Source organism: Vibrio crassostreae (assembly GCF_041439375.1).
GTDB classification, from domain to species: Bacteria; Pseudomonadota; Gammaproteobacteria; order Enterobacterales; family Vibrionaceae; genus Vibrio; species Vibrio crassostreae_D.
In genome coordinates this window covers 1-23,549 of sequence record NZ_JBGONY010000004.1, presented here as the reverse complement: position 1 = coordinate 23,549, position 23,549 = coordinate 1, and the positions used below count along the sequence as shown (strand labels likewise).

Genomic DNA, 23,549 nt, shown 5'->3' with positions numbered 1-23,549 from the left:
GGTTCTAAAATGGTTTAGTCAGCACGATAGAGAACGCCTAGAGAGGCCGCTCTGCTTGCGCCAGTCACTTCGGGCAAATTGCTTGGCAGTTGATGAACATGACGTTGAGCAAGCCACGCAAAAGCCATCGCTTCCATGTAATCGGCATCAACGCCTTTACTGGTCGTTGAGTCAACATCCCAACTTGGAAGCAGTTCGGACAATCTCTTCATCAACAATGGGTTTCTTGTACCACCGCCACACACATACAGTGCAGGTTGGTTACCCAAGCGATAAGCTTTCACTTCATTGGCTATCGTCAATGCGGTGTATTCACAAAGCGTGCACTGAACATCTTCTGCCGTAAGATCTTTAAATTCTGTAAGCTGTTGCTCTAGCCAGGGTAGGTTGAACAGCTCTCTGCCGGTACTTTTCGGTGGCATTTGAGATAGATAAGATTCATTTAACAGCTGTTCGAGCAAGGCTTGATTGAGTTGACCTTTAAGTGCGAATTGCGCATCACGGTCAAACTTCTCGCCCGTGTGTTTATCAACCCAAGCGTCCATCAACATATTCCCTGGGCCTGTATCATAACCAAGTGTTGGCTGATTCGGGCGCAGCACTGAAATATTCGAGATACCACCAATATTCAACACCACAACCGAGCTGTCTTGCGGGTGGAAAATTGTATGGTGGAAGGCGGGGACTAACGGTGCACCTTGTCCGCCTAATGCCATGTCTTTACGTCTGAAGTCAGCGACGGTTTGAATCTGTGTTTTAGCGGCAATGATGTTGGCATCACCCAGCTGCATGGTAAATGGAGATTCGCCTGTTGGCTGATGAAACACTGTTTGGCCATGATTACCAATCGCAGTCACAGAAGATGCAGGTGTGTCTGACTTGTCGAGAAGTTGTAGAACCGCATCAGCAAACAGATGGCCAAGCTGGTGGTCTAGCTCACCAATAGCAATCAAATCCGTTTTCTGACCAATACAAACCTCCAGCAGACGCGCTTTGAGGTCATCAGGCATAGGGAACTCATCATGAGCAAGCAATGTGATTTGCGTATCTTCAATCGAAACTAAGGCAGTATCAACACCGTCCATACTCGTGCCTGACATCACACCGATATACAGTTCTTTATGATCCATTCCTAAGCTCTTGCGCTGCATTCCTAAAGTCTTCCACAGATTGGTTTAAAAACATTGTAAAGCAAATTTAAAGAGAATAATCTCGGGAAGTTTACGAAATTAGGTTTAATAAGGGATAAATATGGGACCGTTGTGGGTTGATGTTGCAGGCTACGAGCTGACAGCTGAAGACAGAGAAATTTTGGAGCACCCAACCGTTGGTGGTCTCATCTTATTTGCTCGAAACTACCACGATAGCAAACAGTTATCGGCGTTAAATAAAGAGATTCGCAAAGTTGCAAAACGTCCTATTTTAATCGGCGTTGACCAAGAAGGCGGACGAGTACAGCGTTTTCGTGACGGCTTTTCAATTATCCCAGCTGCTCAGGAATTTGCGACTAAGAATAATGGTGAGCAGTTAGCAGAACAGGCCGGCTGGCTGATGGCGGCGGAATTGATTGCCCATGATATCGATCTGAGTTTTGCACCGGTATTAGATAAAGGTCACGACTGCAAAGCGATTGGTAGCCGAGCGTTTGGTGAAGATATTGATACCATTGTTCGTCATAGCAGCGCTTTCATCAAAGGCATGAAGTCGGTTGGTATGGCTACAACAGGAAAGCACTTCCCTGGACATGGTGGCGTAATTGCTGACTCACACTTAGAGACGCCATATGACCCTAGAGACGATATCTTTGAAACAGACATGGTAATCTTCAAGGCGCAAATTGAAGCCGGAATATTGGATGCCATGATGCCTGCACATGTGGTGTTCTCTCATTATGATGATCAACCAGCAAGTGGCTCTCAGTATTGGCTACAGAAAGTCTTGAGACAAAAACTTGGCTTTAAAGGCCTAATATTTTCGGATGACTTAACCATGGAAGGTGCTGCTATTATGGGCGGACCAGCCGACAGAGCAAAAGCGGCCTTGAATGCGGGTTGTGACATGATATTGATGTGTAATAAACGAGATGCACAAATTGAAGCTCTTGATCACTTAGCGATTCAACAGGTGCCTTTAGCCAACTCATTGTTTAAAAAACATAGTTTTGATTTGTCGACGCTTCACTCAGATGCTAGGTGGAAAGCGACCTCAGAGACGATTAAACGAATGCTAGGCAGTGAGTGATAAATAAACACATAATAATTTTAGATAAGGCGATATGATAAATATCGCCTTTTTTGTATGTGTGATCCGTGGTTTAAACCTATTTATATCTCAGAGTGAGTCAAAGTTAATGTGTAAATTTTAATTTACACGTAATGTTTTTTATTGTTTACACTTGCAATCGTTTTTTTAGCTGTTATTGTGTTTTTAAAGATTGCTAGCCCAAATGGAAATGTTGGGTGTAAAGATAAATATACAGGTTGAGTTATGCAGAAAAGTGAATTAAGCAATGTCAATATCATCGACGAACAGGTACTGATTACTCCTGAGGAGTTAAAAGCAAAACTGCCTTTGAGTGATAATGCTCGTCGTTTCATTCAAGAGTCTCGTCAAACTATCGCAAACATCATTCATAAGAAAGATCATCGCATGCTTGTTGTATGTGGCCCATGTTCTATCCATGACATTGAAGCTGCGAAAGAGTACGCGAAACGCCTAAAAGCCTTATCTGAGCAACTTAGCGATCAACTGTATATTGTTATGCGTGTTTACTTTGAGAAGCCTCGAACCACTGTGGGTTGGAAAGGTTTGATCAATGACCCGCATCTAGACGGCACTTTCGATATTGAGCATGGTCTGCATGTTGGCCGTGAGCTACTTGTTGAACTCGCTGAGATGGAAATCCCACTAGCGACTGAAGCATTAGATCCAATCAGCCCTCAATACCTAGCAGATACATTCAGCTGGGCGGCAATCGGAGCTCGTACGACCGAATCGCAAACTCACCGTGAGATGGCAAGTGGTCTTTCAATGCCAATCGGTTTTAAAAACGGTACCGATGGCAACCTAGGCACTGCAATCAATGCAATGCAAGCTGCTTCTTCTAGCCACCGTTTCATGGGTATCAGCCGCGAAGGTCAAGTTGCACTACTAACAACGCAAGGTAACCCAAATGGTCACGTGATTTTACGTGGCGGTAAGCAGACGAACTACGATTCAGTATCGGTACACGAATGTGAGCAAGAGTTGGGTAAATCTAGCTTAGAGGCTGCGCTAATGGTCGACTGTAGCCACGCTAACTCTCGTAAAGATTTCCGTCGCCAACCTTTAGTTGCAGAAGATGTGATTCACCAAATTCGTGAAGGCAACAAGTCGATTATCGGCCTTATGATTGAAAGCCATATTAACGAAGGAAACCAATCTTCGGATATACCTCTCAATGAGATGAAATACGGCGTTTCTATTACCGACGCGTGTATCAATTGGGATTCAACTGAGGCACTATTGAAACATGCACATACGGAATTAGTCCCGTTCTTAGAGAACCGCTTGAAAGGTTAGTCAGAGTTTTAAATTTAAGTGCCTCATCTAATGGGGCATTTTAAGATCTGTTGCTAACGAACCTGCGTGATTGTGGGCTTATAGATTGGCACGGGCTTATAGATTAGTAAGGAATAAAATGGCCGTTGAACTGAACGAATTACGCGACCAAATCGATGCTGTCGATAAACAAATGTTGGATTTACTGGCTCAACGCCTTGCTCTAGTAGAGAAAGTAGGCGAAGTAAAAAGTGAACATGGTTTACCTATTTATGTACCAGAGCGTGAAGCTGCGATGTTGGCATCTCGTCGTCAAGAAGCCGAAAAGATAGGGGTTCCATCACAGTTAATCGAAGATATTTTGCGTCGTACTATGCGTGAGTCTTATGCCAGCGAAAAAGATTCTGGTTTTAAGTGCCTTAACCCAGAATTGCGTTCAGTGGTTATCGTTGGTGGTAATGGTCAACTTGGTGGCTTGTTTGGCCGTATGTTTAAGCTTTCTGGCTACGAAGTGAAAATCCTTGGCAGCCAAGATTGGGATAGAGCTGATGAGATCTTAGATAATGCTGGTCTTGTGGTGGTGACCGTTCCAATTCATCTGACTGAAGGTGTAATTGCAAAGCTAGGTAGCCTACCAAGTGATTGTATTCTATGTGATTTGACGTCAATTAAATCTAAACCTCTGCAAGCAATGATGAACATGCACCAAGGCCCAGTGGTTGGATTGCACCCAATGTTTGGCCCTGATGTTCCAAGCCTTGCTAAACAGGTGATTGTTTACAGTGATGGTCGTGGTTCTGAAAGCTATCAATGGCTACTGAATCAATTTGGTATTTGGGGCGCGAGTCTTTGTCAGATGGATGCTGCTGAACACGATCACGGCATGACACTGATTCAAGCACTTCGTCACTTCACCTCTTTTGCTTACGGCTTACACTTAAGTAAAGAGAATCCGAACATCGATCAACTTCTGAAGCTCAGCTCGCCAATCTACCGACTTGAGATTGCGATGGTTGGTCGTCTGTTTGCTCAAGACCCGAACTTGTATGGTGACATTATTCTCTCTTCGGATGAGAATATTGAGATGATTCGACGTTTCCATAGCTGTTTCGGAGAAGCGCTAGAAATCCTAGATGGCAAAGATAAAGCCAAGTTTGTTGAGAGCTTCAACCAAGTGAGTGATTGGTTTGGTGACTACTCACAACAATTCTTGCAAGAGAGCCAAAGTCTTCTAAAACAAGCACATGACTCGATTCATCGTGGTTAATACGATTTGAAATCATAAAAAAGAGCGACCTGATGGTCGCTCTTTTAGTTTGTGCTGAACGCTATGAAAGCATTTGGCCTACTGTAGGCTAAAAGCAATTAGATCATCATAGGCCAAATCAACAGGTTCGAGTTAGCCGTGTCTAGTTAGTCGTAATAGGTTTCTTACTATCTTCACTCGATACGGTGTCGATGGTCGAGCTAATGTAAGGTACGTTCGTCAGGTTTATCTGTAAGCGAACCACATTATCAATCAGTTGAACCAGCGGGCCCCACTTAACCTTTTTCTCTTTTTCGAATACGTAGTTGAAGTTCTCAGGTGTCCAATCCATCAAGTATTGAGGGTTCAATGAACGACCAAGGAAGCGTACTTCATAATGTAAGTGTGGGCCGGTTGAGTTACCTGAGTTACCACAGCTCGCAATCACATCGCCTTTACTCACAAACTGACCGCTACGTACCTTGAACTTCTGTAGGTGCGCATAAGAACTCATGAAACCAAACGAGTGACGCATAGTAATAAAGTTGCCGAAGCCTTTTTTACTTGGGCGTACCGTTTCAATGACTCCATCTGCGGGCGCGACAATATCTTCACCACGCTTACACGTTAGATCGATACCAGTATGTACATGGCGTTTCCCTGAAATAGGGTTAGTGCGGCTACCATAAGAAGAAGATATACGTTGATAAGCCATCGGACTGTCGTTTGGAATCAAGCGGAACATTGTGGCTCTTACTGCTGAATCGACTGCAGCCGCATCAATGCGATCTTCTAAAGAAATATCATCGGTAAGCAGATCTTCATCAGCAAGACCCAGTACTGATTCCACATCGAATACACGCTTACCAAGTAGCTGAATCGTGCCTTCTTTCTCGGTCAGTGTTTGCGATAGCGAATGGTTGGTTTCTACTTGCTCAGCATAAAGAAATTCTGTTTGTTCTTTTTCAACAATCAGTGTTTCAATCAACTGTTGGGCATCACCCGCTTGCAGTGCGAGTTCTTGTTTACTCTCGAAGTGCATGTACGCCGCTCCGCCAATCAATAGCGGTACTGAAAAAATGGCAGTAGTGCAAATGAGCACGGCTTTACGGCCGAAGTAAAACGTCTGTTCCCCCTGACTGGAGGGAATAGTAATGGATAGTTTTTTAGACATGGTTCTGTATTAACTAAATGCTTCTAATAGAAAAAGGGTAATGGAGATGTCACTTACTACCTAAGTCGGTAAGGTGTTCAATCTCTCTATAAAGCAGGTCATCGTCACCAACATTAAGCTCCACAAGTCGCTTAAGGTGGCTGATACTATCAATATCTAAATGCTCTATGCGTAAACGCATTGAGGTATTGATGGTAGAGACTATCGTTGCTTCTAACTGAATATTGATATCACTGTTTTCGAGCTTAAAGCTCACTTGAACAGGGACATCATGGCTAAGTTGTTTTGATTCATTGCATTGAATGAGTAAACCATGGAGTGATAAGTCTTGCACTGAGCCTGATATATTTACTTGTCCTTGTGAGATCTCAGTAGGGACTTGATAAATAACTCGTGAAAATTGACGTCTTTCAACCATAAGTAATCTCTCTATATCGATGCATTACACGTAAGCCAGATATATCAAAGGCCGCTATTATCGCGGCCTTTGTTCAAAATACAAGCTTATTTACTTAGCTATACGCTTGTACTTGATACGGTGCGGTTCTGCCGCTTGTGCGCCTAGAGTCTGCTTAAGCCACTCAGTGTACTCAGTATAGTTACCTTCGTAGAAGTTAACTTGACCTTCATCACGGTAGTCTAAGATATGGGTCGCAATACGGTCAAGGAACCAACGGTCATGCGAGATAACCATTGCACAGCCAGGGAATTCAAGCAGTGCTTCTTCAAGAGCACGTAGCGTTTCAACGTCAAGGTCGTTGGTAGGCTCATCGAGTAGCAGTACGTTACCGCCCGCTTTTAGCAGTTTCGCTAAGTGAACACGGTTACGCTCACCACCAGAAAGCTCACCGATGATCTTCTGTTGGTCGTTGCCTTTAAAGTTGAAACGAGAACAGTAAGCACGCGCAGGGATTTCGAAGTTGTTGATCTTAATGATATCAGCGCCTTCAGAGATCTCTTGGAATACTGTCTTAGTGTCGTCCATGCTGTCACGGAACTGATCAACAGAAGCAAGCTTAACAGTTTCACCTAGTACAACCGAACCTGAATCTGGCTGTTCTGCACCGCTTAGCATCTTGAATAGTGTTGATTTACCTGCACCGTTGGCACCAACGATACCGACGATAGCGCCCTTAGGCATGCTGAACGATAGGTCGTCGATAAGAACGCGATCACCAAACGATTTAGTCAGGTTGTTCACTTCAAGAACTTTATCACCTAGACGCTCACCTGGCGGGATGAACAGTTCGTTAGTTTCGTTACGCTTCTGGTATTGGCCAGTCGTCAGTTCTTCAAAACGAGCCATACGAGCTTTAGACTTAGCTTGACGGCCTTTAGGGTTTTGACGAACCCATTCAAGTTCTTTCTCGATTGTCTTTTGACGTGCGCTTTCGCCCGCTTTTTCTTGCTTAAGACGCTCGTCTTTTTGCTCTAGCCAAGACGTGTAGTTACCTTCCCATGGGATACCTTCACCACGGTCAAGTTCTAGAATCCAGCCAGCTGCGTTGTCTAGGAAGTAACGGTCGTGGGTAATCGCCACAACAGTACCACTGTAATCAACAAGGAAGTGCTCAAGCCATGCTACTGATTCTGCATCCAAGTGGTTGGTTGGTTCATCAAGAAGCAGCATGTCTGGCTTTTCAAGAAGTAGACGACAGATAGCAACACGACGACGCTCACCACCTGATAGGAATTCAATTTTCGCATCCCACTCAGGAAGACGAAGTGCATCAGCAGCACGCTCTAGAGCAGTCTCTAAGTTGTGACCGTCTTTTGCTTGAATCAGAGCTTCTAGTTCGCCTTGCTCTTTTGCCAGTGCATCGAAGTCTGCATCTGGTTCTGCGTAAGCTGCGTAAACCGCATCAATACGCTTAAGTGCGTCAGCAACGTCAGAAACCGCTTCTTCTACGATTTCACGAACAGTTTTTGATTCGTCTAGCACAGGCTCTTGTGGTAGATAACCTACTTTAAGGCCTTGTTGTGCACGTGCTTCACCATCAATATCAGTATCAATACCAGCCATGATACGTAGTAGGGTAGATTTACCTGAACCATTTAGACCCAAAACACCGATTTTAGCGCCAGGAAAAAAGCTAAGAGAAATGTCTTTAAGAATTTGACGCTTAGGTGGAACAGTTTTGCTCACCCGAGACATGGTATATACGTATTCAGCCATTGCCGATCGATCCTAATTATTGTTCAAAATTGTCTGCTATTTTATACCAATATCCTCAAAGATGTTACTCCTAGGGCAGAAAAGCCACTCTTGAACTAATCCTTACCTATTATTGTCACATTGGTCATTAAAACTATATTTAATGGGCTTCTGAGGCGAAGTGTTAAATATTAATAATATTTACACTCAAATCCTTTACATTTGATGTGATGTCGGGCGTAAATAGACTTCACGTATTCATACACGCACTAAGGAAAGAGCGAATGTTTTTCCGCATTGGTAATACGAAAATTGCTGTGGCTGCATCGGCAATTTTGTCTTCGGTTTCACTGGCTCCGGTCGCTATGGCTAGCAATGCATCCGAGCTTGAAATGCAGCGTGACGTTTATGACAAAGCGCAAGAGGTTTTAGACAGCCGTGATCTAAAAGCTTACTCCGCGCTGCGTAACAAAATTCAAACATACCCTTTAACACCTTACACCGATTATCGGGCCTTTCTGATTGACTTAGGTGATCGCACACCTGCTGAGGTCGATGCTTTCATTGAAGAGAACAAGGCATTGCCTTTCTCCAATCGAATGCGCGCACCTTATTTGGACTCATTGGCTTCTCAAAAACAGTGGAAGACGATCCTTGAGTTTCAAACCAAAGAGCCTGTCGGTGAAAAATACCAATGTATTTATTATCGAGCGCATTACGAGCAAGGTAACCAAGAGCTTGCCTTTAAAGGAGCTAAACAACTTTGGTTGAGTGGTAGTGGTGTTGATGACGCTTGTGACCCTTTATTTAAAAGCTGGGATCAAGCTGGGCTAAGAACTGATGAGCTGATTCTGGATAGAATGCTGTTAGCGTTCGAGAGCCGTAACGGTAAGTTAATGAGCTATTTGATTAAGCAATTGGATCATGATGAGTCAATTACTCAAGCTAAGCAGATGAAGGCGTTGTACAACAAGCCTGAAAATGTACTCGCGTTTGCTAAGAAGCACCCAGCAAATGAATTCTACCAAGCGCAAACTGAGTTTGCTTTCGAGAAGTTAGCAAGGAAGTCATCAAGCAGCGCTCAAGAGGTGTTTGATGATGTCATCAAGGCTCAGAAATTTTCGAAAGAGAAATCTCAAGAGCTAGCCGATTATCTAACGTTTCGTCTGATCAACACCGACTCTGAAGAGTTGATGGTGTGGCGAGACAAAATGCTCGCGAGTTCATCAAAGCAAGTTCTGCTCGAACGACGTGCTCGCTTAGCGATTCAGCATGCCGATTGGACGGGCTTGAAAGAGTGGATAGCGCGCTTGGATGATAAACATCAGGCTTCGCTTCGTTGGCAATATTGGCAGGGCAGAGCTGAAATCGCGACGGGCGATACTGACAAAGGCAATAAGCGACTATCAGATATCTTGGGTCAGCGTAATTTCTACAGTGTGGCTGCGGCTAAGCAGTTAGGTAAGCCTGTTCAATACTCAACATCGACACTTAAATACAATGCTGAAACAGTCAAGCCATTCGCCACCTCTTTGGTGCGTATTGGCGAGTTGATTGACCGAGATAAAATTGCGGCAGCGAAGAGTGAATGGCGTTGGTTATTAAGCAACGCAGACAAAGACCAAAAAGCGATGCTTGCGGCTCATGCCGCGACGCAGCGTTGGAATCACTTTACAGTAACAGCGAGCATCTCGGCGAAGATGTGGGATAACATTGCGCTACGTTTCCCTGTTGCTCATAAGTGGTGGTTTAATTTCTACGCCGAGAAGCACGATCTCGATCCAATTACTTTGATGTCTTTAGCAAGACAAGAGAGTGCGATGGACTCAGAAGCTCGCTCTCCTGTTGGCGCGCGAGGCATCATGCAAATCATGCCGAAGACGGCGCAATATACGGCTAACAAACATAAGATTAAATATCAGGGCAGCGATGACCTTTATGATGTCGGCAAGAACATTGAGATTGGTAGCCACTATTTAGATGGTTTATTGGCTCAATATGATAATAACCGTATCTTTGCGTTTGCTGCTTATAATGCTGGTCCTAGTCGTGTCAAACAGTGGCGTTCACGCAGTGATGAAAAGCTAGATGCGTATGCTTTTATCGAAATGATCCCATTCAAAGAGACTCGCGGTTACGTTCAAAATATCTTGATGTTTGAGACCTACTATCGAGATATCTTGGGTGAGCAGGGAACGTTTTTAGCTCCCCATGAGGCAAAAATGAAATACTAAGGCTTCGGTATTTTGTCCTAAGCTGAGTAATATGAAAGGCAGTGAGTGCGAACCATTTCCACTTACTGCCTTTTTACATTGGATCGCATCAAGTGTTTCGGTATAAAGTGTTAAACGCTTTCAATCGTTAAGCGACTCTTTAAAGTCAGAATTTAAAAGTAAGTGTAGAGATATGGCATCACAACCTGAATATGATAATTGGCAACAACTGATGGACTTGGTAAAGACGGCTGTCGAAAAAGATCAGCATGAATTGTTGTTGACCATGATGATGACACCTGACGAGCGAGATGCTTTGGTTGCTCGAATTAATATTTTTTGTGAGTTGATGAAAGGCGATATGTCTCAACGGCAAGTAAGTCAAATGCTGGGAGTAGGCGTGGCAACGATAACCAGAGGCTCAAATGAGCTAAAGGCCAAGTCTGAACAAGAGAAAGCCGTGATCGCCGATCTATTGCTAAAGTAATAACGGAATTAGGCTATCACTAGATAGTGCGAATACGAATTCGATAAAAAGCGCTAACTGAATGTTAGCGTTTTTTATTTCTGAAGATTGTTTTCAGAACCTTTCTAAGTTTAACGAAGCACTAAATAGGAAAGTGCTCAGGATTCACAAATGGGATCAGTGCTAAAATTAAAGCTTGATGATAGACCGAACTGCGTGACAGTTGGTTATGTGTTAGTAAGCCAATGGCGCCACCTTTCTGTTTGATGTTATCGGTACCAAACACTTCATCCATCACATCCCCTAACTCGTTTGCATGCTTTAACTTCTCAAGCACGGCTGGTGGCAACATCAGGCTTGCTGAACGAGACTCGCCACGTTGACCATTCGCTTCGATCACCATCCAAGCAAAGGTGACGTTTGTTTCTATTCCCGCTTCTAGACCAACATAGAAGTCTGCATCAGGCTGAGCTTGAGTTGCGTTGTGAACACGATTCACGGCACCTTGATAGGTTTCATCATTGCTCATCGGTTGATCGGCGACACCACTAGGGACGCTGATGCCTTTGAAATCAAATTCAGTATCAGGAAAAGCAGATAAGAACGCACTTTTAACGGCGTTAATTTTAGCTGGGTTCAGCGATGCGATGATTACAGATTTCATGTGTCGGATTCTTTTTGTTGTCGATTAGATTGAGTTGATGTTGTCGGTACCAGTCACTCAACTCTTCTAATGGCATGGGTTTACCAAAGTAATAGCCTTGCAGCATATCGTACTGTGCATCCTGTAACCACTGGTGCATGTCTTGAGTTTCAATCCCTTCGGCGGTGACCTTTTTCCCCTGAGCATGACACAACCCGATAACTGGTTTTACGATGTTCTGGTTATCTGTCTCAATTAAGGTATCCAAAAACGCTTTATCCAATTTAATTTTCTGAGTTGGATACTGCACCAGTTGAGTGATAGAGGTGTAACCGGAACCAAAGTCATCAATCGCCAGTCGATAACCCATGCATGACAGTTCGTTAAGCAGCGGAAAACCTTCAGAGTTAGAGTAAAAGGTTTCGGTAATTTCAAAATCAATCAAACTTGGCGGAATTCGATTTAAATCGGCGTGCTCTTTGATGAAGTCAGCAAGATCAGTCGTTTCAATCCCAGCAGAAGATAAGTTAATCGATAACTGAATTGAGTGATCAAATTGGGCTTGAAGTCGATGAAAAGAAGCAAATGCATTCTGAATGACCCACTGATCAACCTGATCGAATAATCCTGTTTGCTCGGCAATTGGAATGAATTCATCAGGTGGAACCAAGCCTAGTTGCTCCGAATTCCAACGTAATAACACCTCAACACCAATAACATGGGTTCCTGTTGAATCCATGTACGGCATATAAACGAGTCTAAATTCATCATCAAAGTTCTTGTCTCTGAGTGCGCGTTCAATGTTTGCTTGGCGTTGAATCGCTTTGTCTAAATCTCGTGAATAGTCAGCAAATTGGTTTTTACCTGCGCGTTTGGCTTGATACATCGCGGTATCAGCGTTCGACAGTAGCTTTTCGATGGAGTGGCCATCGTTGGGGTAGGTCGCAATACCAATACTGACCGTGATCGGAAAGCTCCCTGATTCTGTGATAAAACCTTTTTGTAGTGGCGTCAGTAAGCTCTCAGAGAATCTATGCGCGATATTCCCTTGGCGAGTAGGGGCGTTAATGTACACAACGAACTCGTCTCCAGAAAGTCGGGCTGGCATACAATGAGCGTCAAATTCTGTTTTATAGTGGTTACAAATATCGGAAATACGCTGAGCAAAACTGACCAGAATGGAGTCGCCGATTTGATGTCCATATTTGTCGTTCACAAACTTGAAGTTATCTAGGTCAAAGTAGAGAACCCAGGTTTCGGTATTCGAGCTAGGCTTGGGCAATGATTGCTGAACGAAGGTTTGAAATTGATGCCTATTGGCGATTTGGGTTAACTGATCATTCTCGGCCAAAAGCTTGGTTTGTTGGTAGGTGTTATCTAGTTCTTGGTACATGTCATAAAAACGCTGTGATAGACGGCCAAGCTCATCACGAGTGCCCAAGCGTTCAATGTTCTTACGTTGTTTTTTTTCTACTTGCTGTAATTGTCGATCGAGTCGCGTTATCGGAGTTATCACGCTGCGAGACAAAAGCATGAGTAGCAGAGCGACAGTAACAAACGCAGATAGTACAAATGAGACACTCAGCTTGTTCCAAATAGAGTCGAGTTTGTTTTCTAATAGGAACTGAGCTGGGTCTACCGTGGCATACAGTTCTGGCGCAAGTTTGACTGAGTGGGTGACATCATTTTCTAGAGAAACCGCTACCGAGGTGAAAAATAAGCTTGTTTGATAGTCGAATTCTATCTGTTTTCTCAAAGTATTAAACTTGTCGAGAGAGACTGACACAACCACAAAGAACGCATCGTTTAGTTGATTATTTTCGGTTGGGAAAGTCGCTTTTCTGTCTACCTTCTCATAATGAACCAACATCCCTTCGCCTTGAGAGTTTTGAATATATTTGGTACCTGAGATTGCTTGGGTATCTCGATAGTACTGGTCAACATATTCTAATATTTTCTTGTCAATCTGAGAGCGTGAATCGTTGCTATTATCCGCATAATAGCGCAATTTTCGTTCACCATTTAAAAGTGCTAAACCAGTATAACTTTCATCATCATCTTGCAGAAAATGTATGGCTTCTTGAAGATTACTTACCAGTTCAAGATCGCGAGATAGGTTTTGTTCAGTGAGAAAGTAACGCTTTACCATATCACTTTGGGTCAAGGTGTAAGAGTAGCTATTGAGGAATGAGCGAGACTGTCGAAAGTACCCAGCTAACTTTTCCATGTTGAGCTGAAGTGCGTTGTCTTCGCGTTTGATGAAACTGCTTTTCTGCGTCGAATAAATAATATAGCTAGAAGCAGCGGTACTGAACAGTATCACAGGAGTTATCAGCAGCAAGATTTTAGTACTTAGCTTCATAGTTAATGACAACACTATTTATAATTTAAGCGCGTAAGTTTATGTTACTTAATGCTTACTCGCTATTAATTACACGCAGTTCGATGATTTCCTGTGAAGGCGGTAAGGTTTTGTCTTTATTGATAAAAAAGCCACTAATGGTTTTTTATTAGATAGGCGTAAGTGGTGGAGGGAGATAATCGTGCAGAATTTACGAAACAAGTGAATTGTGTTGCAGGCATGCTAGGGGAAGTGTTCTTAGCTCGAATAGTACTCGACTAGATGGTGATTTAAGTATTTGGCCTACTGTAGGCCAAATACTTATGTTGGCTAGAAGCTGATACTCACTCTCAGCTATGACAACTTAACTTGAGTCGCTTTGATGTTTTCACTTGGGTAGCAACCAAGGACTTTTAAATGGCGAGTAATAGCTGTTAGTTCCGTTATCGCTTGCTGCATATTATCTGAATCCAGGTGTGCTTCTAAATCGACATAGAACATCTCTTCCCAAGGGTTACCCATTATTGGGCGAGATTCCAGCTTGGTCATGTTGATGCCCAAGCGTTGCAGGATCAGTAGTGTCTCTACCAAAGAACCCGCCTCTTGAGATGTCGACATAATCAGTGTCGTTTTTGCTGGAATTTGAGTCGATACTTCAACCGGTTTACGTGCTACAACGATGAAACGCGTGTGGTTCTCTGTTTGGTTTGCAATGTTGCCTTGGATTGGCTGAAGCCCATAAAGCTTACCGCTCGATGCGTTACCAATAGCTGCTACGTCATTTCCATCTAGCTCTTTAACCTTTTTCATTGCATCAGCCGTGCTTGCGCAAGACTCAAGGCTGACACCCTTAAGGCGGCTCAAGAACTCACTGCATTGCTGATGAGGTTGTGGGTGGGAATAGAGCGTTTTGATGTCTTCTAAACGAATATCGTTTTTCGCCACTAGGCAGTGTTCAATCGGCTGAGATAGCTCACCAACGATATAAAGCGTGGTGTGTTGAAGTAGGTCATACACTTCGTTAATCGAACCTGAGCTGGTGTTCTCAATAGGTAACACACCGTAATCAGCGTGGCCCGACTCTACCGTCGACGCTACTTCTTTGAAGTGGTTGCAGTTTAATTCAATCAATTCCATATTCTTACGGCTGAAATATTCACGGCTCGCAAGATGAGAGTAGGACCCTTTAGAACCTAAGAATGCAACGCGAGCCAATGGTTTACGGCTTTGCGGATTCGCGAGGTTTTGTAGGTATGACTGTTGTAGTAGGACTGAATCTTCAATGATAGTGTGAAACAGCTTGGTAATGTACTGAGCATCCAATTCGTATTTATCTTTACCGTTGTTAATCAGTTTAACCAACAGTTGTTGTTCTCTTACTGCATCACGAACTGGCTTTGATGTTTCTACCTTGCTTTTAGCAACTTCGATGCTTAGCTTGCGACGTTCTGAAAGTAGCTTCAGTAGTTCGTCATCTAAATCATTAAGACGAAGGCGGATATCATCCAGTGAAATTGAGCGGTCAGTCATAAATGTGTCCTTATAAAAAAGCCTCCCTAGTGTGGGAGGCTTCTTGTTCGTTTTTGACTTGTTTTTCTAAAACGACTTAGCCTCCGATTTACGGAAGAAAAAAGAAGTCAAAAATAAACAAAGATTGAGTTTGCATAAAAAGTGATTGTTTTATGAATGTTTAAACACAATAAGCAAGCGAGCTACGAGCGTCAAGCAAAAAAATAGCGCCCTGAGGCGCTATTTTTTAATCTGTTATCTTTCCTTATTCTACTTCAGCTTCTAGCTCTTCGATTTCAGGCTTTTCAGCGCGGCGCGCTTCTGGTTTGTGGCGTAGCTTGTTGAGTTGACGCTCTAGTTTTTGTTCTACTTCGTTGATAGCAACGTAGAGATCGTCATGGATTGATGAAGCAACAAGTTGGCCTTTTGGTACGGTTAGTACTGCTTCAAATTTTTTCTTCTTATTTGGTTCTTCGCTAAAGCTCGCTTGGCAGCCAATGATGTCTACTTGCCATTTATCCAGCTTTTTAAATTTGCTTTCTATGTGATCACGGATTGCAGAGGTAATGTCGATGTTTTTACCAGTGATGCTCATTTTCATAGAAGTTTTCCTCTGTTGTATCCCTCATGGGTTAACTTCAGATTACGACTTTCAGGAATAAAGAATGTGATCTGGATCTTGTTTTTGTTGGGTGGAGTGAGCATTAAAATCAAATGTGATCTCACGCAAATCTTAGTATCTTTTTGGCGGAAAATGCTTGTTATCCTTATGGAAAACGATAACTTGGAGACAAGGCTTCGCTAAAAATTAAACCAGTTTTTAGGGGCGTCCTACAGCTTATTGAAAGTACTTGATGAAAATTCACTCAATAGTGTTTTGTGATGTAGCTCTCGTGATATAGTTCGCTATGTAAGCTTTCTCTGAATTTGATAAGCAAAAGCCGCATAAGTTTTCTTATGCGGCTTTTGTGTTTTTATCTTCCCCTAGTGCCTTTGTTCCTCAGGCTTTTGGGATTGAAGACAAACTAATCGTTGGTTTTTAGTAATCTCGCTGTACCGTCCTCTCGGATGGCATTGATAGCTTGTAACTGCTTATAGATTACAAAATAACGGTTGATGTTGGCGACATAGGTTACCGGTTCTTTACTCACGTATTTGCGAGTGATGATCTCTACGTTTTTAAACCAGATGTTTGGGTTGTAACCTTTCTGCTTGGCAATGCGCCTCATCTTTCTGATCTTAGCTGGACCTGCATTGTAAGAAGCCAAAGTGAAGTAGATTTGGTTGTCTGGCGTAATGGCAGGGTCGTCAAAATATCTGTCCTTAATGAAGCGCATGTATTTCACACCCGCATGGATATTGTTATCCACCTTATGTATGTTTTTAATGTTGACGTTTTTGTCTTTAGCGGTACTTGGCAGTACCTGCATCACACCAATAGCGCCACGATGAGAAACTCTGCTTTGATCCAATCCAGATTCTTGGAAACCTTGTGCAGACATCATCAAAGGGTCAAATTCGTATTTACTCGAATACTTTTCAAAGACACCTGACAGCTTAGCCACTCGGTCTATTTTATTTGGGTTGAGAGCTCTACCTAACCAGCGAGTGTTGTCGATGTATTTCTGATAGATAACATTTCCAAGTAGGGTGCCTGTTCGTGCAGTCTTGACGTATTTGTTTATTTCTTTCTTTAACTGAGGGCTGTTTTTTCTCAATGCCCATGCTATTTGGCCATTTTCACGTAAAGGCAAATCATGATGCACTTGAATGTTTTCCATTACGTCGGTCCACAGCTTTGCTTTATGGCTGTCCAGAATTGTGCCCTGAATATAACCTTGGTTGACTAGCTCTATCAGCTCGTAGTCTTGCAGTGATTCTTCAATGAAGTGGACATGCAGTGGTGGTAAACCTAATTCGTTAAGCTCTTTATTGACTCTTTGTACACTCTCGAAGTAACTCGAGCTTGCACGGATCCATACCTCTTTGCCGCTCAATTGCTTGATCTCGGTGATCGGCTCTGAGTTCTTGCCGGTGATAATCAATTCTTTCCCATCTTTAATCATTGGATTGGAAAAATCGATGATTTGTAAGCGCTTGTCGGTGATCGTCAGGTTAGCAACAGCGACATCTCCATAGCCAGATTCTAAAGAGGGAAGTAGATCATCTCGTTGTACGGGGATGATTTGAACATTGAGGTAGGGGTGTTTCTTACGAAGGCTTTTTTCAAAGTGGTAGAGCATTTCTGCCACGATGCCTTTTGGCTTACCATCCTCGATGTAATAGAAACCAAGATCGGCAGAAACTAGCACTCTAACCGTTCCTTTGGCTTTGAGCACATCTAAGTCGCCCATGTAAGGCTTATTGCTTAATGGGGACAGTTCTAATGCGTAGGATAATTGGCTAAATAGCGATACCCAGATAAATAATAACAACCTACTCACATCCACACTCCATGTTGATGTTTTGTTAAAAGTTATCTTTTGAAGATACCGTGTAATATGCGATTCATCAAGTTTGCGATATGTAGATAAAAAAACGCGCTAGTAAATTAGCGCGCTTTTGGGATTGAGATGTAAGAAGTAGATTAAGGTAGTGGGTTTAACTCAATCAACTTTTCTGTTCTTAACACAGCGTCATCTAGGCCTAGTTGTTTATAAGCTTCTAGCTGAATTTCTAGAGATTTACGAGCAGCGATGGTATCTGGGTAAGTCTTTTGCAGCTCTTGCGTTCTGTTGATCGCAGCAATCCAAGCTTCGCGGCGTAGGTAGAAATCCGCAGTTGCTAAATCATAGTCGGCTAGGCGATTCTTAAGTGCGAACATGCGTTTTTGTGCATCTTCAGCGTAAGGGCTGCTAGGGAACCGTTCGAGTAGTCGCTTGAAGTCAGCAAAAGCGAGTTTCACCGGCTCTGGGTCTCGGTCGCTACGGTCGATATTAAAAATATCGTGCATGAAGTTTCGGTCTTGCGCCATGTGCGTTAAGCCACGCATGTAAAGAACCCAATCTTGTTTCTCGTGAGTAGGGTTCAAACGTAGGAATCGTGAAATGGTAGCGAGGCCAAGTGCCAAGTCATCATTTTTGTAGTAAGCGTAAATCAGATCGAGCTGTACTTGCTCAGAATAGGCGCCGAATGGGTAACGTGAGTCTAGGGCTTCTAGCTTTTCTATTGCTGAAAGCCAGCTACCGCTCTGCAGTGATTCTTGCGCGTCAGAGTAGAGAACCGATGGTGGTACATCTGGCACTATCTCTTCACTACTTGAACAACCAACCAAGAGTGATACGGCTAATAGACCCGATAAAGTAAGGTGTTTCATGTCAGGCGTCGATTCCTTGAATTAAATATTTCGTAAGCTTCCGTTACTTTCTAACCAGTAACAGATACAATGATGCAATTATTCTATTTTATCCATACTAATGGGTATTAGTCTCACGGTTTTTAAAAAAGTTCGATATGGCTCAGCAGATCACATTAACAGACACAGTAAAAAGCAGCCAGTTAGGTCAACGTTTAGACCAAGCTGTCGCTGAACTATTTACCGATTTTTCTCGCTCTCGTATTAAAGAGTGGCTTCTTGACGGCAAAATCCAAGTGGATGGCGAAGTTATAACTAAGCCGCGCGTTAAGGTTTTGGGCGGTGAGGAGATCATCTTGCAAGCTGAACTTGCAGATGAAGAGCGCTGGGAAGCACAAGATATTCCTCTAGACATTGTCTACGAAGATGATGACTTATTGGTTATCAATAAGCCTCGCGATCTGGTTGTACACCCAGGAGCAGGCACACCGGATGGAACCATATTAAACGCATTGCTTTTCCATTACCCACAGATTGCAGAAGTGCCTCGTGCAGGTATTGTGCACCGTCTTGATAAAGACACAACCGGCCTTATGGTTGTGGCTAAAACGGTTCCAGCTCAAACTCGTCTTGTGCGTGCTCTTGCTAAGCGTCGTATTACTCGTGAATATGAAGCAATTGCAATTGGCAAAATGACCGCTGGTGGTGTGGTAGAAAAAGGCATTAGCCGCCATGCAACTAAGCGTACATTAATGGACGTAAATGAACTGGGTAAGCCGGCGGTAACTCACTACCGTGTTGCTGAACACTTCCGTGAGCATACTCGTATTCGTCTGCGCCTCGAAACGGGTCGTACTCACCAAATCCGTGTTCACATGTCATACCTTCAGCACCCGCTGTTAGGTGATGTTGCATACGGTGGCCGTGCTCGTATTCCAAAAGGTGCATCTGAAGAACTAACGACCATGATTCGTTCTTTTGATCGCCAAGCGCTACACGCCGTTATGCTTAAATTTGTTCACCCAATTACAGGTGAAGAAGTTGAGTTCCACGCTCCTGTGCCAAATGACATGGTTGTGATGGCTGAAGCGTTACGTGTTGATGCTCGCGAAAATAAAGAAGAAGACATTTAATATGTCGTTGATCATCCCTAACTGGAATGCACCTAACAACGTGAAGGCATTTGCGTCGACACGTGTAGGTGGCTTTTCTACTGACGAGTATCAAGGATTAAACTTAGGTACGCATGTTGGGGATGATGCTTCGCTTGTTGAAAACAATAGAACCTGGCTTAAGCAGCAAGCTAATATGACCGCAGCTCCGGTATGGCTAAATCAAACTCATTCAACAGATGTCATTACGGTTTTAGAACCTATGGCGAGTGTTCTTGATGCTGACGGTGCATTTACCACGGCTAAAGGTGTTGTCTGTTCTGCGATGACAGCTGATTGCTTACCTGTCATTCTTACTGATACCAAAGGCACTCAAGTTGCGGCTGTTCATGCTGGTTGGCGTGGCCTTGCTGGTGGAATTCTTGAAAATGCAGTCGCAAAGTTTTCAAACCTAGATTCAGAGAATAAGATTATTGCTTGGCTTGGTCCTGCAATAGGCAAACAAGTCTTTGAAGTAGGTGATGATGTGTTGGAAGCTTTTGTTCGTTTTGACCTTCAAGCTAAGCTCGCATTTGCAGCCAAAGCTGAACCGGGCAAATGGCTAGCGAATATGTCTCAACTTGCTACACAACGACTTGAAAAAGTGGGTGTGTCGGAAGTGATGGATTCAAATCTCTGTACCTTTGCAGATCCTGATTTGTTCTATTCTTATCGTCGTGATGGTATTACTGGACGCCAAGCTACCTTTATTTGGTTAGAGTAACCTTTAGCTAGTGCAACCAGTCATCCAGCTCATTTATATTTTTATATAAGCTCTATTCTTCATTCTTATCCCTTGAAAATCCGCGTTACCGTATCCATCTTCTAATCATAAGATAAACATATCTAAGAGTAGGAAGGTTGGCATGCGTCTCGATCGATTCACTAGTAAATTCCAAATTGCGATATCTGATGCTCAGTCGCTCGCATTAGGTCGTGATCACCAATATATAGAACCTGTGCACCTAATGGTGTCTTTGCTTAATCAAGATGGTAGTGCAATTCGTCCATTGCTCACCATGCTGAATATTGATGTGGTTCAATTGCGCTCTAAATTGAGCGAAATATTAGACCGAGTCCCTAAAGTAAGTGGCATCGGTGGTGACGTTCAATTATCGAATGCAATGGGAACGCTGTTCAACCTATGTGATAAGGTCGCGCAAAAGCGTCAAGACAGTTACATATCTTCAGAAGTATTCCTACTTGCCGCAATTGAAGATAAAGGCCCTTTAGGAAGTCTACTTAAAGAGCTAGGTCTTACCGAGCAAAAATTATCTCAAGCTATTGAACAAGTTCGCGGTGGCCAGAAGGTCGATGACCCGAATGCGGAAGACAGACGTCAAGCACTAGAGAAGTTCACTATTGATCTGACCGAAAGAGCAGAGCAAGGCAAGCTAGATCCGGTAATTGGCCGAGACGACGAAATCCGTCGCACTATCCAAGTACTTCAACGCCGTACTAAGAACAACCCTGTCATTATTGGTGAACCAGGTGTCGGTAAAACAGCAATTGTCGAAGGTTTAGCGCAGCGTATTATCAATAATGAAGTACCTGAAGGTTTGAGAGGCCGACGTGTACTTTCATTAGATATGGGCTCTTTGATTGCCGGTGCTAAATATCGTGGTGAATTTGAAGAACGTTTAAAATCGGTTCTTAACGAATTATCGAAAGAAGAGGGCAATATTATTCTCTTCATCGATGAAATTCACACCATGGTCGGTGCGGGCAAAGGCGAAGGCTCTATGGATGCCGGGAATATGCTGAAACCAGCATTGGCTCGTGGTGAACTTCATTGTGTAGGCGCAACAACGCTCGATGAATATCGCCAGTATATAGAGAAAGATCCTGCGCTAGAGCGTCGATTCCAAAAAGTGATCGTCGATGAGCCAACCGTGGAAGACACGGTTGCGATTCTCCGTGGTTTGAAAGAGCGCTATGAACTTCATCATCACGTAGAAATTACCGACCCAGCGATTGTTGCGGCAGCAACGTTATCTCACCGATACGTTTCTGATCGTCAACTGCCAGATAAGGCGATTGATCTGATTGATGAGGCGGCTTCGAGTATTCGTATGCAGATCGACTCGAAACCTGAGTCTCTAGATAAGCTCGAACGCAAGATCATTCAATTGAAGATCGAGCAGCAAGCTCTTACTAATGAAAATGACGAAGCCAGTGAAAAGCGTCTTCGAACATTACAAGAAGAGCTTTCTGACAAAGAACGCGATTTTGCAGAGCTTGAAGAAGTGTGGAATGCAGAGAAGGCCGCGCTTTCTGGCACGCAACATATTAAATCAGAGCTAGAGCAAGCTCGAATGGATATGGATTTTGCGAGACGTGCTGGTGATCTTAATCGAATGTCTGAATTGCAATACGGTCGAATCCCGGAGTTAGAGAAGCAGTTAGATCTTGCGACTCAAGCTGAAATGCAAGAAATGACGCTGTTGCGTAATAAGGTCACCGACGCAGAAATTGCAGACGTGCTATCGAAGCAAACTGGCATCCCTGTTTCTAAAATGTTAGAGGCTGAGAAAGAGAAGCTCCTTAAAATGGAAGGTGTTCTACATAAGCGAGTTATTGGCCAAGCGGAAGCAGTAGAAGTGGTATCGAATGCGATTCGTCGTAGCCGTGCTGGTTTATCTGATCCGAATAAGCCGATTGGCTCTTTTTTATTCCTTGGCCCAACTGGCGTTGGTAAAACCGAGCTGTGTAAAACACTCGCGAACTTCATGTTTGATAGTGATGATGCGATGGTGCGAATCGATATGTCTGAGTTTATGGAGAAACACTCTGTTGCTCGTTTGGTTGGTGCTCCTCCGGGTTACGTTGGATATGAAGAAGGTGGCTACTTAACAGAAGCTGTACGTCGCAAGCCTTACTCTGTGATTTTGTTAGATGAAGTAGAGAAAGCGCATCCTGATGTTTTCAATATATTATTGCAGGTTCTTGATGATGGGCGCTTAACTGATGGACAAGGTCGTACGGTCGATTTTAGAAATACAGTTGTGATCATGACATCTAACCTTGGCTCATCGAGAATTCAAGAGAACTTCAAGACTCTCGATTACCAAGGAATAAAGAATGAGGTGATGGAAGTGGTAGGTAAGCATTTCCGTCCTGAGTTTCTGAACCGAGTTGATGAAAGCGTTGTATTCCACCCATTAGGTCAAGAGCACATTCAATCGATAGCCTCTATTCAGCTTGATCACCTTAAGAAGAGAATGGAAGACAATGGTTATGAGCTTGAAGTCTCGGATAAAGCACTGAAGTTGATTTCTCAAGTTGGTTTTGATCCTGTATATGGCGCGCGACCTTTGAAAAGAGCTATTCAACAAAGTGTTGAGAACCCGTTAGCGAAAGCGATATTGGCAGGAAAAATTAATCCAGATAAGAAAGTACAGCTATTAGTAAACAACGATCGCATTATTGCTCACCAATAGTTAAAGCAAGAACGGTAGGTACGATTGGCCGAAATTGAGGCTTAATCGTACCTATTTTGAGCGCTTTGTGTGAATAGTGTTCGAACGGTCGCCGGTGGCGGTTTTTTTTTGTTTTCGGTCTTGTGCAAAGGATTATTTTCTCTATAATGCGCCTCCGTTGCCAAGGATAACCAAGCGGTTTGAACTGAGTAACAAGACGGTGATAAGCATTTAAGATGCTTTGAAAAATTAGCTGGAAAAAGTGTTTGACACTGAAACCCAATTCGCTAGAATGGCCGTCCACTTAGAGAGGCTCCTTACTAAAAGGAACGCTCAACAAGTGAAGCTCTTTAACAATTTAAACCTATCAATCTGTGTGGGCACTCGTTGATGAATA

At 43.3% G+C, this 23,549-nt stretch carries 18 protein-coding genes and 1 other annotated feature; of the genes, 8 read left to right on the top strand and 10 right to left on the bottom strand.

Features of this window, described 5'->3' with window-relative positions; translation table 11 throughout:
- Positions 1 to 14 precede the first annotated feature (14 nt).
- Positions 15 to 1,130 carry an anhydro-N-acetylmuramic acid kinase gene (locus ACED45_RS03060; protein ID WP_285955174.1) on the bottom strand — a complete coding sequence of 372 codons (1,116 nt, stop codon included), beginning with the start codon at positions 1,128 to 1,130 and terminating at the stop codon, positions 15 to 17.
- A gap of 121 nt (positions 1,131 to 1,251) precedes the next feature.
- On the opposite strand from ACED45_RS03060, the gene nagZ reads away from it, so the two are divergent.
- The 3 genes from nagZ to tyrA all read left to right on the top strand — a co-directional run bounded on the left by nagZ (position 1,252) and on the right by tyrA (position 4,807).
- Complete coding sequence (gene nagZ / locus ACED45_RS03055; protein ID WP_371713296.1) at positions 1,252 to 2,241, top strand: beta-N-acetylhexosaminidase; 990 nt, start codon at positions 1,252 to 1,254, stop codon at positions 2,239 to 2,241.
- A 246-nt stretch (positions 2,242 to 2,487) separates the two neighbouring features.
- A complete protein-coding gene (locus tag ACED45_RS03050) occupies positions 2,488 to 3,561 on the top strand; it encodes a 3-deoxy-7-phosphoheptulonate synthase (RefSeq protein ID WP_371713295.1) in 1,074 nt (357 codons plus the stop codon).
- 118 nt (positions 3,562 to 3,679) lie between these two features.
- On the top strand, positions 3,680 to 4,807 hold the full coding sequence (gene tyrA / locus ACED45_RS03045) for a bifunctional chorismate mutase/prephenate dehydrogenase (RefSeq protein ID WP_371713294.1): 1,128 nt from the start codon (positions 3,680 to 3,682) through the stop codon (positions 4,805 to 4,807).
- Between the two features lie 142 nt (positions 4,808 to 4,949).
- On the opposite strand, the gene ACED45_RS03040 is transcribed toward tyrA, so the two are convergent.
- From ACED45_RS03040 to ettA, 3 genes are all read right to left on the bottom strand, one after another.
- A complete protein-coding gene (locus tag ACED45_RS03040; RefSeq protein WP_029235086.1) occupies positions 4,950 to 5,960 on the bottom strand; it encodes a M23 family metallopeptidase in 1,011 nt (336 codons plus the stop codon).
- A gap of 49 nt (positions 5,961 to 6,009) precedes the next feature.
- On the bottom strand, positions 6,010 to 6,378 hold the full coding sequence (locus ACED45_RS03035; RefSeq protein WP_371713293.1) for a PilZ domain-containing protein: 369 nt from the start codon (positions 6,376 to 6,378) through the stop codon (positions 6,010 to 6,012).
- Positions 6,379 to 6,468: 90 nt separating this feature from the next.
- Entirely contained in the window at positions 6,469 to 8,136 is a 1,668-nt protein-coding gene (ettA, locus tag ACED45_RS03030) for an energy-dependent translational throttle protein EttA (RefSeq protein ID WP_017071393.1), read from the bottom strand.
- Between the two features lie 263 nt (positions 8,137 to 8,399).
- Between ettA and sltY the strand changes: the two genes are divergently transcribed.
- On the top strand, positions 8,400 to 10,349 hold the full coding sequence (sltY, locus tag ACED45_RS03025; RefSeq protein ID WP_371713292.1) for a murein transglycosylase: 1,950 nt from the start codon (positions 8,400 to 8,402) through the stop codon (positions 10,347 to 10,349).
- 172 nt (positions 10,350 to 10,521) lie between these two features.
- On the top strand, positions 10,522 to 10,815 hold the full coding sequence (gene trpR / locus ACED45_RS03020) for a trp operon repressor (protein ID WP_048615039.1): 294 nt from the start codon (positions 10,522 to 10,524) through the stop codon (positions 10,813 to 10,815).
- Between the two features lie 121 nt (positions 10,816 to 10,936).
- Here the strand turns inward: trpR and yjjX are convergent, their stop codons facing one another.
- The 6 genes from yjjX to ACED45_RS02990 form a co-directional block, all read right to left on the bottom strand.
- Positions 10,937 to 11,458 (bottom strand): inosine/xanthosine triphosphatase, encoded by a 522-nt coding sequence (yjjX, locus tag ACED45_RS03015; RefSeq protein WP_327784212.1) that lies wholly within the window; start codon positions 11,456 to 11,458, stop codon positions 10,937 to 10,939.
- On the bottom strand, positions 11,421 to 13,799 hold the full coding sequence (locus ACED45_RS03010; protein ID WP_371713291.1) for a putative bifunctional diguanylate cyclase/phosphodiesterase: 2,379 nt from the start codon (positions 13,797 to 13,799) through the stop codon (positions 11,421 to 11,423). Before ACED45_RS03010 ends, yjjX begins: the two co-directional genes overlap by 38 nt.
- Before the next feature lie 333 nt (positions 13,800 to 14,132).
- Positions 14,133 to 15,308: a prephenate dehydratase gene (pheA, locus tag ACED45_RS03005; protein ID WP_060983091.1), complete on the bottom strand. Its 1,176-nt coding sequence runs from the start codon at positions 15,306 to 15,308 to the stop codon at positions 14,133 to 14,135.
- 12 nt (positions 15,309 to 15,320) lie between these two features.
- Positions 15,321 to 15,442: a sequence feature (Phe leader region), on the bottom strand.
- A 110-nt stretch (positions 15,443 to 15,552) separates the two neighbouring features.
- On the bottom strand, positions 15,553 to 15,888 hold the full coding sequence (gene hpf, locus ACED45_RS03000; protein WP_371713290.1) for a ribosome hibernation-promoting factor, HPF/YfiA family: 336 nt from the start codon (positions 15,886 to 15,888) through the stop codon (positions 15,553 to 15,555).
- 424 nt (positions 15,889 to 16,312) lie between these two features.
- Positions 16,313 to 17,737 (bottom strand): transporter substrate-binding domain-containing protein, encoded by a 1,425-nt coding sequence (locus ACED45_RS02995; protein ID WP_371713289.1) that lies wholly within the window; start codon positions 17,735 to 17,737, stop codon positions 16,313 to 16,315.
- A 137-nt stretch (positions 17,738 to 17,874) separates the two neighbouring features.
- Positions 17,875 to 18,603 carry an outer membrane protein assembly factor BamD gene (locus tag ACED45_RS02990; protein WP_061019010.1) on the bottom strand — a complete coding sequence of 243 codons (729 nt, stop codon included), beginning with the start codon at positions 18,601 to 18,603 and terminating at the stop codon, positions 17,875 to 17,877.
- A gap of 137 nt (positions 18,604 to 18,740) precedes the next feature.
- On the opposite strand from ACED45_RS02990, the gene rluD reads away from it, so the two are divergent.
- The 3 genes from rluD to clpB all read left to right on the top strand — a co-directional run bounded on the left by rluD (position 18,741) and on the right by clpB (position 23,173).
- Complete coding sequence (gene rluD / locus ACED45_RS02985; protein ID WP_019820953.1) at positions 18,741 to 19,715, top strand: 23S rRNA pseudouridine(1911/1915/1917) synthase RluD; 975 nt, start codon at positions 18,741 to 18,743, stop codon at positions 19,713 to 19,715.
- 1 nt (position 19,716) lies between these two features.
- A complete protein-coding gene (gene pgeF, locus ACED45_RS02980) occupies positions 19,717 to 20,457 on the top strand; it encodes a peptidoglycan editing factor PgeF (protein ID WP_371713288.1) in 741 nt (246 codons plus the stop codon).
- Between the two features lie 142 nt (positions 20,458 to 20,599).
- Complete coding sequence (gene clpB, locus ACED45_RS02975) at positions 20,600 to 23,173, top strand: ATP-dependent chaperone ClpB (protein ID WP_371713287.1); 2,574 nt, start codon at positions 20,600 to 20,602, stop codon at positions 23,171 to 23,173.
- The last annotated feature ends 376 nt before the right edge of the window (positions 23,174 to 23,549 follow it).